Origin of the sequence: Serratia sp. CY56464 (genome assembly GCF_052168435.1) — a bacterium.
Classification (GTDB): Bacteria; Pseudomonadota; Gammaproteobacteria; order Enterobacterales; family Enterobacteriaceae; genus Serratia; species Serratia marcescens.
Genome location: NZ_JBJNMV010000001.1, coordinates 1,846,185 through 1,861,154 on the forward strand (window position 1 = coordinate 1,846,185; position 14,970 = coordinate 1,861,154).

A 14,970-nucleotide genomic window follows, 5' to 3' on the forward strand; every position below is an offset into this window, starting at 1 on the left:
GTAATACCATGACAACCCAAGGCAAATTCAAGAAGCAGCTTACGCTCACCGATCTGACGTTCATCGGTCTGGGCGCCATCTTCGGCTCCGGTTGGCTGTTCGCCGCCAGCCATGTCTCCTCCATCGCCGGCCCGGCCGGTATTTATTCCTGGCTGATCGGCGGCCTGGCGGTGCTGCTGCTCGGCATCGTCTACTGCGAGCTGGGCGCCGCCCTGCCACGCGCCGGCGGCATCATTCGCTATCCGGTATTCTCGCACGGCGAACTGATGGGTTATCTGCTGGGGTTTATCACGCTGATCGCCTTCTCCAGCCTGATCGCCATCGAAGTCGTCGCCGCCCGGCAGTACGCCGCCGCCTGGTTCCCGTTCCTCAGCCAGCCGGGTTCCGGCGATCCAACAGCGATCGGCTGGCTGGTGCAGCTGGCGCTGCTGTGCTTTTTCTTCGCGCTCAACTATTACAGCGTCAAAACCTTCGCCAAATCCAATAACCTGATCAGCGTGCTGAAGTTTCTGGTGCCGCTGTTGGTGATCGTGGTGTTGTTCAGCTTTTTCAAACCGGAAAACCTGCACAGCCAGGGCTTTGCTCCCTTCGGTTCCGCCGGCGTTGAGGCCGCCATTTCCGCCGGCGGCATCATCTTCGCCTACCTCGGCTTGACACCGATCATTTCGGTCGCCAGCGAGGTGCAACGGCCGCAGCGCACCATTCCCATCGCGCTGATCCTGTCAGTAGTGCTGTCCACCATCATCTATGTGCTGCTGCAGATAGCGTTTCTCGGCAGTATCCCCAGCGAGATGCTGAGCGGCGGCTGGGCCGGCATCAGCCAACAGTTCTCCCTGCCGTTCCGCGACATCGCCATCACGCTGGGTATGGGGTGGCTGGCGTTTCTGGTGGTCAGCGACGCGATCGTTTCGCCGAGCGGCACCGGCAATATCTATATGAACGCCACGCCTCGCGTGATCTACGGCTGGGCGCGCGCCGGCACCTTCTTCAAACTGTTCACCCGGGTGGATGGCGAGTCCGGTATTCCCCGCCCGGCGCTGTGGCTGACCTTCGCTCTCTCGGTATTCTGGACGCTGCCGTTCCCATCCTGGGAAAAACTGATCGGCGTGGTATCCGCCGCACTGGTGCTGAGCTACGCCATCGCCCCGGTGACCGCCGCCGGGCTGCGGCGCAATGCGCCCGATATGCCGCGTCCGTTCCGGGTCCGCGGTTTCTGCGTGCTCGGCCCGCTGTCGTTTATCATTTCGGCGCTGATCGTCTTCTGGTCCGGCTGGGATACCGTCTCCTGGCTGCTCGGCTTGCAGATCTTGATGTTCTTCATCTATATCCTGTTCAAGAATCAGGTGCCAACCCACGCCGTTAGCCTCCGACAGCAAATTTGGTCCTCGCTGTGGCTGATCGTCTTCTATGCGCTGGTGATCGGGCTTTCCTACCTCAGCAGCTTCGGCGGCATCGGCGCTATTGCTCATCCATGGGACACCCTCACCATGTCGGTGATTGCGCTGGCGATTTACTACTGGGGCGCCTATACCTGTTTACCCCAGGCCAATTTTATCGGCGATGAAGAAGAATGACCCCAGGGAGGACATCGAAATGACATCCATGCATGTGCTGTCGCTGGAACAGGCTTATCAACTGGCGTTGCATACACTGCGCAACAACGGTTTCAATCAGGCGCATGCCGAAGCGGTGGCGCAAAATGTCACTCAGGGCGAACGCGACGGCTGCGCTTCTCACGGGCTGTACCGGCTGTTGGGCTGCGTGCGATCGCTGCGGGCAGGCAAGGTTTCTGCCGATGCGATGCCCAGGTTGCTCGACCAGGCGCCAGCCATCTTGCGCGCCGACGCCGGCGGCGCGTTCTCCCTGCTGGCCTACCGCACCGCCCTGCCGGCCTTTATCGAGAAAGTGCGCGCCAACGGCCTCGCCGCGCTGGCGATCAACCGCTGCGTGCATTTCTCCGCGCTGTGGGCCGATATCGAACCGCTGACCGAGCAGGGGTTGGTGGCCTTGGCCTGCACGCCCAGCCACGCCTGGGTGACGCCGGCCGGCGGTTCGCGACCGCTCTTCGGCACCAACCCCATCGCCTTCGGCTGGCCACGCCCGGATCGGCCGCCGTTTTTATTCGACATGGCCACCAGCGCGGCGGCGCGCGGCGAAATCGAATTACACCGCCGCGCTGGCACCCCGCTGCCTGAAGGCTGGGGCATTGATAAGGCAGGCAATCCGTCCACCGATGCCGCCAGCGTGTTGGAGGGCGCGATGCTGACCTTCGGCGGGCATAAGGGCTCGGCGCTGGCGGCGATGGTTGAATTGCTGGCAGGGCCGCTGATCGGCGATATGACCAGCAAGGAATCGCTGGCCTATGACGATGGCACCGGTTCGTCGCCTTACGGCGGTGAGCTGGTCATCGCATTGGATCCCGAGCGTTTTCTCGGTGCGGATAAGGCGAAATATTTCGCCGGAGCGGAGGCGATGTTTGCCGATATGCAGGCGCAAGGCGCCCGCATCCCCGGCGAACGCCGTTATCGGCAACGGCGCCAGAGCGAGCAATACGGCGTGGAAATCCCCAAGGCGTTGTACGACGACATAGTGGCGCTGTGCGATTAACGCTGGATTAATGCCCCGCGCCGGCAACCCGGCGCGGGGAGAGGCTTATCCAGCCTGAGCCAGGTCGCTGTGCAGGCGTTTGCGCCACACCGGTTTGGTGTCCCAGCGGGCGAAGTGTTTCGCCTCTTTACCCGGCTGCACCTGATGCCACATGTCTTCTTGCCACCGGATCGGTTCCTTTCCTCGCAACGTTGGGCGGGTCTGTTTAATCGTCCGTTGCAAGACGTCTGCTTCTTCCGCAGTAATGGGCGGCGCCTGTCTGGCGGCGTCCAGCGCACGACTTCCCAGCGGCGCCATCACCTGATACAACACGTTGACCTGCTGCAGCGTCGCTTGCTGATTAGTGCTCATGCCCTTACCCGACCAACCGTCGAAGTTTTCACCGGGATCGTCCCCCTGCGCGCGATACTCATTACCTGGCCCCTCGACGATATTCCATCCTTGCCAGGTCACCAGAGTGTGTAATCCATCGCGATCCTGCAGGTTCTTATTCTGGATCTGTTTGAGCACCGCGGCGCGGTTTGGCACACCGATCAGATTCATAAACTCGTCCAGCGCGTTCCAATGCTGCCCCGCCACCAGACCATTCCAGACATTACGCAAACAGTTCCAGGGAATGGTGTGATGCCAGGTCAGCGTGATAAGCGGTTTGGTTGACGCATGTTGCCAACGGCTCGGTTCACTGCCCCGATCGCCTCTGATAATCCCATCGACTTCTAATGGCATAGCTGCCCCTCTTCTGGCTGAAATGAAAAATATGCGCAAGGCCGGTGGCCCGGTTGGCATAAAAACGTCAGCTAAAATCGTAGCAGTTCAGACTGGGATGGCAATAAAACGCAAAGCACGCTCTGCAGCCGGCTGGTAACCGCAGAGCGTGCCCGAAAATGGTGAGTTTAAGATGGATTATCTGACCACCATCACCGAAATATTGGCATGGCGAACGATAGCGGCGGCGTTGGACCCCAGCAGATAGGTTTTCACGCTCGGGCGACGCGAACCGATGATGATCAGATCGGCGTCGATCTCTTCCGCCAGTTCCAACACCTGATCGCGTGCAGAACCGAAGCTAACGGTGTAATTGAGGCGATCCAGCGGCAGATCGATTTCCGACATGATTTTCTTCAGTCTATCCACCGCCTTCACCTCCGCCTGATTCTCAAACTCCTTGAGACCGAACGAATAGGCAGTAACAAACGCCGAGGCATCCGGCAGCGCATGGAAGAAATGCACTTTAGCGCCGGACATCTTCGCCAAATATTCCACATGCTTCAGCGCATGCTCGGTCAACAGGTCCTCTTCAATATCGATCGGCACTAAAATAGTCTTGTACATATCACGTCCTTTCTATGTAAACCGGGTGCCAACAGAATACTGCCGCGCACGGGCGCGGTGAATCGCTTTATCACGCTTTTGTGATCGGGGGGTAAATACTGATAAGGATAGTTTTTAATTTAACAAAATATAAACATTACACCGATAACGGATAGGCGCTTAATTATTTATTACTCGAGATTAAATCAGCTGTAAATAAACCGCTTTGGCGGTAGCGGCGGTCTTATTGGCGACAGAAAGTTTTTTAATCGAGTTGCCGATGTGGAAATTGACCGTGCGCTCGCTCACCCCCATCAACAACGCGATCTCTTCCGCCGTTTTTCCTTCGCTGCACCAGCGTAAAATGTCTTTTTCGCGCAGCGTCAGCACATCTTTTATCGCGTCATCATTCACCGATATCAAGGCCTCCCGCAGCGTTTTATGGGCGGTTTGCGCCAGCCAAAGGAAAAAAGTTTCATTTGCCGCACGCACTTGCGGCGTTTGCTCGGGTAGCGCTTTACCGGCAAACGTCAGGATCCCCAACCTGCCATAGCAATCCTTGACCGACTGCGACCAACCGGCGCACAGGCCGAATTGCGCCATACGCCGCCAAAGCGTCGGCCGCTCATGATAAAAGCTTTCGTCCCACTGGAACTGCAGCGTGGAATGGTGAGCACGCTCAATAACCGGATCCTGCAAATACACCCGCTGCCGCCGATAATCTTCGAGATAGTTCGTTGAAATATTCCCTTCGATCAGCATCTTGGGGCTGCTGGCCGGATAACAGGAAAACACGATGTAAGAGAAATAATCAAACCCCAACGCCTCGGCGCAGGGTCCCAGTTGCGTCAGAAAGCATTCGCGATCGGCCAGGCTGCCAATTACCTCCGCCATGAGCCGTTGAGTGCGGGTATCCATAACGCAGGTTCTCCAGATAGCGATGTCGATTTATCGATAGGTCAGGTTCACTATAGAATATCGCCGCCCGGCGCCAGTAGCCGTTTCATATAATAAAAAATACCAACGCTATAACGAAAACAGCTATTCCCCTTAAAATAAGCCTTTTTATTGCGCCGAACAGGAAAACTACGCGAATAGCATACTCTCCTCGGCACGTAAACCTGTCATTTCTACCGTTAGACAGCCAGGACACCACCAATTACTTTCCAGACAGGCACCCAGTGCCGCCGTAAATCCAAAGAGATAATAAGCATTTGCGAATTTCGCATGGCATACAGTGACGGGGATTTTCTATGGCAGAAAGTAATGCGGCAATTCAATCGGCTGCGATTATCGGCGCGGGAACGATGGGCAGAGGCATCGCTTATCTTTTCGCGCAAAAAGGCATTCGCACGGTGCTTTATAATCGCAACGGCAATACCCTCAATCAGGCTCGCGAATATATCGCGCAAGACCTGAACAAGAAAGTCGAACAGGGCAAGATCGCGCTGCAGGATAAAGGCGCGGTGCTGGCCAATCTGATGTTCACTTCAGTGTTTGAGGCCATCGCCGACAGCGAGCTGGTGATAGAAACCATCGCCGAGCAAGAACAAACCAAACTTGAGGTGCTGGCGACCATCGCCGCGGTGGTCAAGCCCGACACGCTGATCGCCACCAATACCTCCTCACTGTCGCTTAACAAGCTGGCTACTGCGGTGACGCACAGCGAACGCTTTATCGGTTTGCATTTTTTCAACCCCGCGCCGCTGATGAAGCTGATTGAAATCATTCCGGCCTACTTTACCGCGCACGCCACCACCGAACGCTGCCGCCAACTGGTGGCGGCGTTGGGGAAACACGATGTCGTCTGCCAGGCCACGCCGGGGTTCATCGTCAATCGCATGGCCCGCCCCTACTACCTGGAAGGGTTCCGCCTGTTGGAAGAACACGTGGCGCGCGCGGCGCAGATCGACCGCGCTCTCAAGGCCGGCGGGCGCTTCCGCATGGGGCCGCTCGAGCTGACCGATTTTATCGGCCAAGACATCAACTATCAGGTCAGTCGGCAAATCTGGCAGGACATGCAATACGACCCGCGCTATACCCCCGGTCATCTGCAGCGTTCACTGGTCGATGCCGGTCTGTTGGGGAAAAAGAACGGCCGCTCCTATTTTGCCGCCGAAGAAACCGCCCCGCCGGTGACGGCCGCCAGCAATGCAGACGTCGAGACGCTGCGCGTTTACGGCGAGCACCCTTTTTTTACCCTGTTACAGCAGCGAGCCGCGCTTCAGTGGCCACAGCTGCGCGTGGAACAACGGCCGGCATTACCGGGGCTGGGGTCGGCCGTCCAGATCAATGACGCTTTCACCGTCAGCATCACCGATGGCCGCACGGCGAGCCAACTGGCCGAGCAGACGGCAGCAGATGCCTTTGTGGTCGATGTCGCCCTGAACTACGCCGACACGACGTATCTGGCGGCGGCGCACAGCCGCCACGCCTCTGCGGCCAATAAGGCGCTGTTTTTACGCCTGCTGCACACGGCAATCCCGCAGGTTGAATTTATCAAGGACTCTCCGGCGCTTATCGTCGCCCGCGTCCTCAGCAGCCTGATCAATGAGTCGGTGATCATGGTGGAAAGCGGCGTCTGCAGCCGGGAAGACATCGATGTCGCCGCCGTCGCGGGCGTTAACTACGCCGGCGGCATTTTCGACTGGCTCGGCAAACTGGGGGAGAAAAACGTCAGGACAACGCTGAGCAATCTGGCTCAGCTGCTGCACGCGGCGCGCTATGCGCCGCATTACACCCTTCTGCACGCCGCGCTACCGGCGCTGACGACTACGCCTTAAGGATCCATGATGAGCATTAACGATGATGGCGTTTATCTGATCGACGGCACGCGCACGGCGATCGGCGCCTATGGCGGCAGCCTGGCGCATACCCGTCCCGACGACATGGCGGCGACGATCATTCGCGGCCTGCTGCAGCGCCATCCCGCGGCGGAAGCAGATCTGGACGAAGTGGTTCTGGGCTGCGCCAACCAGTCCGGCGAAGACAACCGCAACGTCGCCCGCATGGCGACGCTGCTTTCCGGGTTGGATCCGTCGGTGCCGGCCATCACCCTCAACCGCCTTTGCGCCTCCGGGTTGGATGCGGTGATCTACGCCGCGGCGAAAATCCGCAGCGGCCTCAGCGAACTGATTCTGGCCGGCGGTGTGGAAAGCATGAGCCGCGCGCCCTATGTGCTGAGCAAAGGCGAAACGCCGTTCGACAAGGGGGTAAAGCTGTACGACACCACGTTGGGGTGGCGCTTTGTTAACCCGCGGCTGGCGCAGCGCTACGGCAGCGATCCGCTGGGCATCACGGCGGAAAACGTGGCCCAACGGCAACATATCTCACGCGAGGAACAGGATCTGTTCGCGCTGGCCTCGCAGCAAAAAGCCCGCCGGGCGATCGACAGCGGCCGGCTGGCGCGGGAAATCACCCCCGTGGACGTGCCGGCGGATCGTAAAACTACCCGCACATTCGCGCAGGACGAATTCCCCCGGCTCAGCACGCTGCAACAGCTGCAGGCGCTGAAACCGGCGTTCTCCGCCAGCGGTTCGGTCACCGCAGGCAACGCTTCCGGCATCAACGACGGCGCCGCCGCGCTGCTATTAGCCTCCGGCCGCTACGTGAAACGCCAGGGGTGGCAACCGCTGGCGGAGATCGGCGACAGCGCGGCCGCCGGCGTTGAACCGGCGCTGATGGGGCTGGGGCCGATCGCCTCCACCGAGCGCTTGCTGCAGCGCGGCGGCTTCACCTTGAACGACTTCGACATCATCGAGATTAACGAAGCGTTCGCCTCACAGGTTCTGGCGGCGCTGAAACACTGGCGTATCGGCGCCAACGACGCGCGGGTCAACCCGAACGGCGGCGCCATCGCACTCGGTCATCCGCTGGGGATGTCCGGCGCGCGCCTGGTGCTGTCGGCGGCGCTGGAATTACGCGACCAACAGGCGAACAACGCATTGGTGACGATGTGCGTCGGCGTCGGTCAGGGGCTGTCATTAAACCTTAAAGCCGTTTAACACAAGGAACATACGATGAGCGTACTGAACATTCTTGAAGAAAAGCTGGCGGAAACCAAAAAACAGGGGCGTTTTCGCGAGTTCCTCAACCTTGAACGCGGCGTGCAGGACAAACCCTGGGCCACCAGCCACGGCCATCACGGTGAGCGCCGTCTCAACGTCTGGTGCTCGAACGACTATCTGGCGATGAGCCACCACCCCAAAGTGCTGCTGGCCACCACCGATGCGGTTAACCGGGTCGGGCTGGGCACCTGCGGCGCCCGCAGCATTTCCGGCACCTCGGTCTACCACAGCGAGCTGGAAACGCTGCTGGCCAGCGCCTACGGCAAAGAGTCGGCGCTGCTGTTCACCACCGGTTTCGGCGCCAACGACGCCACCTTGTCCACCCTGTGCGACGCCATTCCCGATCTGATCGTGTTCTCCGACGAGCTGAATCACGCCTCGATGATTTACGGGATACGCTACAGCAAGGCGGAGAAAAAAATCTTCCGCCATAACGACGTGGCGCACCTCGCCGAGCTGCTGCAGGCCGCCGATCCGGCGCGGCCAAAGCTGATCGCTTTCGAGTCGCTGTATTCCATGGACGGTGACTTCGCCCCTCTGGCGCAGATCGTGGCGCTGGCGGAGCAGTATCAGGCGCTGACCTATCTCGACGAGATCCACTCCGCCGGCGTCTATGGCGAACGGGGGCTGGGCTACGCCGAACAACTGGGCCTGCTGGATAAAATCACCATTATTCAGGGCGGGTTCGGCAAATCTTACGGTGCGGCGGGCGGCTATATCGCCGCGCCCCGCTCGGTGGTGGAGGCCGTGCGCAGTTGGGCCCCGGCATTCGTCTTCAGCACCTCGTCGCCGGCGCCGGTGGTGGCCGCCGCGCTGGCCAGTTTTAAATACAACCTCGAGCATGACACCCAACGCAAACACCTGCTGGCGATCGTCGATCACCTGAAAACCGGCCTGCGCGCCGCCGGCATCCCGCTGGTGTCGGCAGACAGCCATATCCTGCCGCTGCTGGTCGGCGATCCGCACCGCAACAAACACATCAGTAAAGTGCTGCTCGATGAGCACGATATTTACGTGCAACCGGTCAATGCCCCGACGGTGCCCGCAGGCAGCGAGCGGCTGCGGGTGACGCCGACCTCGGCGCACTCCCATGCCGACGTGGAGACCTTCCTGGCGGCGCTGGGGCGAGTCTGGGCGGCGAACGATCTGCGGAGGGCGGGATGAAGTTAGCGGATTATAACGGCCATCTGATCACGCTCTGTCTGATGGCGACCGGTACCTTCGCCATCGGCACCGACGCCTTTATCGTCGCCGGCGTGCTCAGCGACATTTCCGATACCTTTGCCGTCAGCCCCGCGCAAGCGGGGCAATTGATATCGGTATTCGCGCTGGCTTATATGCTGTTCGCCCCCCTCACCGCCTGGCTGCTGGGCAACGTCAACCGCAAGCATATCCTGCAGTTGGCGCTGGTGCTGTTCATCGCCGGCAACCTGGCCTGCGCCTGGGCCACCAGCTACCTGCAGATCTCGTTCGGTAGAGTGCTGGCGGCATTGGGGGCGGCCTGTTACACGCCGCAGGCCGCCGCCGCCGCGGTGGGGCTGGTGGCGGAAAAACGCCGCGGCCTGGCCATTTCCATCGTCTATGGGGGCATGACGTTGGCTATTGCGCTCGGTATTCCGTTCGGCACCTTTCTCGCCAAACTGATCGGCTGGCGTGAAATCTTCCTGTTCATCGCCCTGCTGGGGGCGATTGCGCTGCTGGGCCTGTCGCTGGCGCTGCGGGCCATTGCGCCTCCGGGCAAGCATTCGCTGAAAGAGCGGCTCGCCCCGCTGAGACAAAAGGCGGTGCTGACCACGCTGCTGATCACCTTTTTTGCCGTTTGCTCGGAACACATCGTCTATAGCTACGTCAGCGTGTTGCTGAAAAACACCCAGTTCGGCCCGCAGGCGATCCTGCCCCTCGCGCTGCTGGTGTTCGGCATTGGCGCGGTGATCGGCAATTTTGCCTCCGGCGCGTTAACCGATGCCCTCGGCAGCAAGTTCGTGCTGCTGTTTTCCGTGGCAATCCAGACGCTGTCCCTGTTTCTGCTGGCCTTCTATGTCACTTCCCCCTGGTGGGTGCTGGCCATCTTTCTGGTCTGGGGCATCACCGGCTGGATGTATCTGGTGCCGATCCAGCATCACCTGTTGTCGCTATCGAAACGCTTTGGCGCGCTGACCGTATCGCTCAACAGCTCGGTACTGTACGCCGGCATCGCGGCGGGCGGCATGCTGGGCGGCCTGGCGCTCTACGCGCTGCCGGCCTATTACCTGCCGCTGTTTTCGCTGCCGCTCGGCGCCATCGCCCTGCTGCTGACGCTGATCTTTTTCCGCGGGGAGGCCAGCGATGAGTGAATCACCGCCGGTGCTTTACGAACGTTATGGCGCGCAGGTTGCGGTCATCACCCTCAATCGGCCGGAGAAAAAAAACGCCATCAACCTGCAGATGGCCGAGCTGATCCGCACTTACCTGCGGCAGGCGGATAACGATGACTCGGTGCGAGCGATCGTCCTGGCTGGTCAACCGGCGGTATTTTCCGCTGGCATGGATATCAACGCCTTTCATCAGGGTGAACTGCCCATCGTCACGCCGGAGGGGTTTGGCGGGCTGATCCATGCACAGATCGCCAAGGTGATCATCGCCGCCGTTGACGGCATCGCGTTTGGGGGCGGATTTGAGCTGGCGCTGGCGTGCGATCTGATCGTCGCCGGCCAGAACGCGCGCTTCAGCTTCCCCGAAACCGGGCTCGGGTTAGTCGCCGCACAAGGCGGGTGCGCGCGCTTGCCGGCGCGTATTTCTCCCTATGTCGCGCTCGACTGGCTGCTGACAGGCAGAACCGTCGGCGCACAGGAGGCGTTGTCACACGGCGCCATTTCTCGCATCAGCGAGGGGGCGGCCCGGGAAGAGGCGCTGCGCATCGCCGAACAGATCGCCGGAAAAGATCTTGCCGCCAGCCAGGCGGTTAAGGCCATTGTGCGCCAGGGGCTGGCACGGCAAGAAGCCCCCTCATTCGATTTTCAACAAGGCCCGGTCGAGCGCCTGCGTCAGGCCGCCGCCCGCCGATAATGCCCCTGCCGGTTCGCCTGAACCGGCATTTCCCGTTTGTCCTCCACCGCTCATTTTACGCAGCCCGCCTCTCGGCGCTGGGCTACACTGCCGGTAGCCCTAATGCGCTGATAAGGAAAAACAATGCGCCACTTGCCTCTGCTGACCCCCAGACTGATCCTGCGCCCGTTCACCGCCGACGATCTGCCCCACTTTACCGCCTACCGCAGCCACCCTGACGTGGCGCGCTATCAAAGCTGGAGCGACTACAGCGTCGCCGAGGCACAGGCCTTTTTCGCACAGCAACGGCGGCTCGAATTCAACCGTGACGACAGCTGGTTTCAACTGGCGGTCGAACGCCGCGAGGACGGCGCGTTGCTCGGCGATATCGCGGTGCATTTCTTCGATGAGGGGCGCCAGGCTGAACTGGGCGTGACCTTCGCGCCCAGCCACCAGCGTCAAGGGCTGGCGCGCGAGGCGCTGAACGCCGTCATCGCTCTGCTGTTCGGGCCGCTGGCGAAGCACCGGATTACTGCGGTGGTGGACGCGCGTAATCTTGCCGCCGCCACGCTGTTCGGCAAACTGGGTTTTCGGCGCGAGGCCTATTGGCGGCAAAACGTGTTTTTCAAAGGCGCATGGGGCGACGAATTCGGTTTCGCCCTGCTGCAAAGTGAATGGCGGGAGAATGCAAGGCATGACGTTGCTGAATAAATACCTTGGGCAATACCAGTTCTCGGAACGGCATGCGATCGTCATCGCCGCGCCGCAGGCGCGGATCCTGGCGGCCGTGGCCGCCTACGATCCCAAGCACGATCGTTTCTTCCGCAGCATGATAGCGCTGCGCGAATTGCCTGCGCGGCTGATGCCGCGCCGAACGCCCACCCCGCCGCCGTTTGGCCTGCATAACTTTTGCCTGCTTGAGCAGGATGACAGCGCGTTGGTCTATGGCCTGATCGGCCGCTTTTGGCAGGCTGAATACGGTCTGGAGCAGGTCGCTGACGGGGCGGGCTTTCTGGCCTTCGCTCAGCCCGGCGTCGCCAAACTGGCGCTGGGTTATGTTGTGAGTCCCCCCGAGGGCGGGCGTTGTCGTCTGGTGACGGAAACGCGCATCTTCTGCCCCGACGACGCCAGCCGGCGGCGGTTTACCCCCTATTGGTATGCTATTCGCCTGGTGAGCGGGTTGATACGGCGCCGTATGTTGCGCGCCATTAAAACCGCCAGCGAAAAGCAGGCGGTGAATCATTCACCAGATTGATTAATTTAAGAGCATTCTTAGAGAATGAAAATCATTATCAGCCTATTTTTTAATCACAACAAGATCAAGATAGTGTTGAGAAGCCATTAACCCCGCCCCCTGCGGGGATTTTTTCGCCTATTTATCACCTGTTTCAGGAAATGCCTCCATAAACAGGAAGGTGCAAGGCTTGCGTTGATACTGATTGATCTGCGGCACCAGCCGGGTGAAATGCTCGGTCTGACAATGCACGTCCAGGGCGGCGCGATCCGGCCAGCTTTCGATAAAAATAAAATGCCCGGGATCCTGCTGGTCGATGCACAGTTCATAACTGATGTTCAGCGGCTCTTGACGGGTTTTCTCCACCAGCTCGCGATACCACGGCATAACGGTGTCAATGTGTTCCGGGTGGATAAAATCTTCAGCGATGACCTTCAGCATGTTGCGCTCCTGCATTCTGTTTTGCCGTGCCTCACCTTATCGTCCTCACTCCCGAGATGAAAGCGCCATACTCCAGGTCTATCGCCGGGTTGCCAATTCGGTGATAGCGCACACAGATCTCGATCAAAGCGCTTGAACGCGCCCTGGCCCTGTGTGAACGTCTGATTAACAAAAAAGCAACACGCCATTCACCATGGTGATGTCTGCATCAACCTGCCGACCCGATATGCGGCATTTTTTTCACCCTTAAAGGCCTGACCATTAGACCTTTAAGGCTCGCGAAGAAAGTCCGCTGTTACCGTCGTGTTGAGGGCAACGGCGCCAGGACGGTCCTTATGACCGACGCTTGTCATTCTCAGAAGAGAGGTTACCGCCAGTGAATCACGCCACCTATGCCGTTCCTGCGCTCAACGCCGCCATTCGCAAAACCTGGCGCAGACTGGTGCCCTTGATGTTCGCCATGTACTTCATCGCGTTTATCGATAGGGTTAACGTCGGCTTTGCCAAGGACGCGATGGCCATCGATATCGCGCTGTCGCAATCCGCCTTTGCACTGGGCGCCGGAATATTTTTTGCCGCCTATGCGCTGTTTGGCATCCCGGCCAACCTGCTGATGAACCGCTGGGGAGCCAAACGCTGGCTCAGCGCCACCACCGCGCTGTGGGGGGCGCTGTCGGCCTGCACCGGGCTGGTGACCAATGAACAGCAATTTATCGTTCTGCGGTTTCTGCTGGGGATCGCCGAAGCCGGCTTTTACCCCGGCATCCTGCTGCTGGCGTCGATCTATTTTCCCAATAAGGTGCGCGCCTCGGTTATTGGCATTTTCGTGCTTGGCGTGCCGGCGGCCCTGACGCTCGGCTCACCGCTGTCGGGGGCATTGCTGGAGATGCACGGCGTGTTGGGTAAACCCGGTTGGTTCTGGATGTTCGTGCTGGAAGGGCTGCCGGCCGTCGCACTCGGCGTCTTCGCCTTTTTCTATCTCGACGATAACCCACGGCAGGCCCGCTTTCTGACCGAGGAAGAACGCACGGCGCTGGTGGCACAATTGGCCGATGAACAGCAGCAGACCGAAACCAGCAGCGTCAAAGCGGCGATGAGCAGCGGCACCGTTTGGCATCTGGCGTTGATCTACGGCACCCTGCAGATTGGCGTATACGGCCTGATGTTTTTCCTGCCGTCGCAGGTCGCTTCGCTGATGGGCACCCATCTCGGCTTCAAGGCCTCGCTGGTGGCCGCCATCCCCTGGGCGTTCTCCGCGCTGGGCGTCTATTTCCTGCCGCGCTATGCCGACAGAAACACCGCCAGAAGATTACCGATCGCCGTCGGGTGCATGGTCGCCGCAGCGCTGGGGTTGGTGGTGTCTTCCTATGCCGGCCCTCTGCTCGCCATCGTCGCCCTGAGCTGCTGCGCAGTCAGTTTCCTGGCGGTGCAGCCGATTTTCTGGACGTTTCCCGCTCAGGTGCTCACCGGCCCGGCGCTGGCGGCCGGCATCGGTTTTTGCACCACGCTCGGCGCCGCATTCAGCTTTTTAGCCCCGCTGATCCGCACGGAGGCGGAACAGCGTTTTCACAGCCCGCATGCCGGGCCATTGGTGCTGGCCGCCTTTTCGCTGCTGTGCGCCACGCTGTTGTGGGCGCTCAGAAACCGGCGCGCCGACGTGAGCAAGCAAGACGCGGAGATTGCCGGATAGCGGCGCGTTATTTAACCCTTATTGAACCTGCGGATGGGACACTGGCACTCAGCCCTCTCGCCCGCAGGTGTTAAATGGATGAATTGACGCACATTATCGCCAAATACAGTCCGGAACCGGGGATGTTGCTGCTGCTGATTTTCCTGTTCGCGCTGGGAAAATCCGTGATCGTGGTGTCTTCCGCCCTGCCGCCCGCCTCGGTGACGCTGCTGATGGGCATCGTTGCAGGCAAGCACGCGCTGCCCTTCGGCGCGGTTTGGGCGGCCATCGCCCTCGGCGCCGCGTTGGGCTCGATCCTGTCTTTCCACTGTGGCGCACGGCTGCACGGCCGCGTTCTTGGCCGCCGACTGCCGGCACGCTTTCACGCCCCGCTGCGCAAAGCGCAACGTTCCTTGCAAAAGCGCGGACTACCGCTGCTGTTCGCCTCGCGTTTTCTGGCGGTGATGCGTTACACCGTGCCGCTGATGGCCGGCATGCTGCAACTGCCGGCGCGGCGCGTCTATGCCACCGCCGCGCTCTCGGCCGGCGTCTGGGCGCTGCTTTTGATGTCGGCGGCGCATTTATTCCCCCGCTTCTTGACCTGAAAGATTCTTGGG

The 14,970-nt window shown here is 60.2% G+C and carries 15 protein-coding genes; 11 read left to right on the top strand and 4 right to left on the bottom strand.

Annotation, left to right across the window (positions count from 1 at the left end; translation table 11 throughout):
- The first annotated feature begins 8 nt into the window (after nucleotides 1-8).
- Together ACJ8KE_RS09055 and ACJ8KE_RS09060 are read left to right on the top strand one after the other, a co-directional pair.
- Nucleotides 9-1,574, top strand: a complete 1,566-nt coding sequence (locus ACJ8KE_RS09055; protein WP_079449421.1) for an APC family permease — start codon at nucleotides 9-11, stop codon at nucleotides 1,572-1,574.
- A 19-nt stretch (nucleotides 1,575-1,593) separates the two neighbouring features.
- Nucleotides 1,594-2,607, top strand: coding sequence for an Ldh family oxidoreductase (locus tag ACJ8KE_RS09060; RefSeq protein ID WP_306376715.1), 1,014 nt, complete (start codon nucleotides 1,594-1,596; stop codon nucleotides 2,605-2,607).
- 45 nt (nucleotides 2,608-2,652) lie between these two features.
- On the opposite strand, the gene ACJ8KE_RS09065 is transcribed toward ACJ8KE_RS09060, so the two are convergent.
- The 3 genes from ACJ8KE_RS09065 to ACJ8KE_RS09075 all read right to left on the bottom strand — a co-directional run bounded on the left by ACJ8KE_RS09065 (nucleotide 2,653) and on the right by ACJ8KE_RS09075 (nucleotide 4,836).
- Nucleotides 2,653-3,333: a hypothetical protein gene (locus ACJ8KE_RS09065; protein WP_033640771.1), complete on the bottom strand. Its 681-nt coding sequence runs from the start codon at nucleotides 3,331-3,333 to the stop codon at nucleotides 2,653-2,655.
- A 177-nt stretch (nucleotides 3,334-3,510) separates the two neighbouring features.
- Nucleotides 3,511-3,939, bottom strand: a complete 429-nt coding sequence (locus ACJ8KE_RS09070) for a universal stress protein (RefSeq protein WP_004927993.1) — start codon at nucleotides 3,937-3,939, stop codon at nucleotides 3,511-3,513.
- Between the two features lie 180 nt (nucleotides 3,940-4,119).
- Nucleotides 4,120-4,836 (bottom strand): LuxR family transcriptional regulator, encoded by a 717-nt coding sequence (locus tag ACJ8KE_RS09075; RefSeq protein WP_028128010.1) that lies wholly within the window; start codon nucleotides 4,834-4,836, stop codon nucleotides 4,120-4,122.
- A 335-nt stretch (nucleotides 4,837-5,171) separates the two neighbouring features.
- Between ACJ8KE_RS09075 and ACJ8KE_RS09080 the strand changes: the two genes are divergently transcribed.
- The 7 genes from ACJ8KE_RS09080 to ACJ8KE_RS09110 all read left to right on the top strand — a co-directional run bounded on the left by ACJ8KE_RS09080 (nucleotide 5,172) and on the right by ACJ8KE_RS09110 (nucleotide 12,264).
- Nucleotides 5,172-6,701, top strand: a complete 1,530-nt coding sequence (locus tag ACJ8KE_RS09080; protein ID WP_306376714.1) for a 3-hydroxyacyl-CoA dehydrogenase NAD-binding domain-containing protein — start codon at nucleotides 5,172-5,174, stop codon at nucleotides 6,699-6,701.
- Nucleotides 6,702-6,710: 9 nt separating this feature from the next.
- Nucleotides 6,711-7,922: an acetyl-CoA C-acyltransferase gene (locus ACJ8KE_RS09085; protein ID WP_306376713.1), complete on the top strand. Its 1,212-nt coding sequence runs from the start codon at nucleotides 6,711-6,713 to the stop codon at nucleotides 7,920-7,922.
- Between the two features lie 15 nt (nucleotides 7,923-7,937).
- On the top strand, nucleotides 7,938-9,149 hold the full coding sequence (gene hemA / locus ACJ8KE_RS09090; RefSeq protein ID WP_015377390.1) for a 5-aminolevulinate synthase: 1,212 nt from the start codon (nucleotides 7,938-7,940) through the stop codon (nucleotides 9,147-9,149).
- Entirely contained in the window at nucleotides 9,146-10,318 is a 1,173-nt protein-coding gene (locus ACJ8KE_RS09095; protein WP_015377389.1) for an MFS transporter, read from the top strand. Before hemA ends, ACJ8KE_RS09095 begins: the two co-directional genes overlap by 4 nt.
- Entirely contained in the window at nucleotides 10,311-11,030 is a 720-nt protein-coding gene (locus ACJ8KE_RS09100; RefSeq protein ID WP_016928259.1) for an enoyl-CoA hydratase-related protein, read from the top strand. Before ACJ8KE_RS09095 ends, ACJ8KE_RS09100 begins: the two co-directional genes overlap by 8 nt.
- Before the next feature lie 123 nt (nucleotides 11,031-11,153).
- The gene (locus ACJ8KE_RS09105; RefSeq protein ID WP_016928260.1) at nucleotides 11,154-11,720 is read left to right on the top strand and encodes a GNAT family N-acetyltransferase; all 567 of its coding nucleotides are present in this window, start codon (nucleotides 11,154-11,156) and stop codon (nucleotides 11,718-11,720) included.
- Complete coding sequence (locus ACJ8KE_RS09110) at nucleotides 11,704-12,264, top strand: hypothetical protein (RefSeq protein ID WP_116403780.1); 561 nt, start codon at nucleotides 11,704-11,706, stop codon at nucleotides 12,262-12,264. Before ACJ8KE_RS09105 ends, ACJ8KE_RS09110 begins: the two co-directional genes overlap by 17 nt.
- A 117-nt stretch (nucleotides 12,265-12,381) precedes the next feature.
- Here the strand turns inward: ACJ8KE_RS09110 and ACJ8KE_RS09115 are convergent, their stop codons facing one another.
- A complete protein-coding gene (locus tag ACJ8KE_RS09115) occupies nucleotides 12,382-12,684 on the bottom strand; it encodes a putative quinol monooxygenase (protein WP_028128007.1) in 303 nt (100 codons plus the stop codon).
- A gap of 451 nt (nucleotides 12,685-13,135) precedes the next feature.
- Here ACJ8KE_RS09115 and ACJ8KE_RS09120 point away from each other — a divergent pair, with 451 nt between their 5' ends.
- Entirely contained in the window at nucleotides 13,136-14,374 is a 1,239-nt protein-coding gene (locus ACJ8KE_RS09120) for an MFS transporter (RefSeq protein ID WP_250648469.1), read from the top strand.
- Nucleotides 14,375-14,448: 74 nt separating this feature from the next.
- Nucleotides 14,449-14,958 carry a DedA family protein gene (locus tag ACJ8KE_RS09125; RefSeq protein WP_116403764.1) on the top strand — a complete coding sequence of 170 codons (510 nt, stop codon included), beginning with the start codon at nucleotides 14,449-14,451 and terminating at the stop codon, nucleotides 14,956-14,958.
- Nucleotides 14,959-14,970 lie beyond the last annotated feature (12 nt).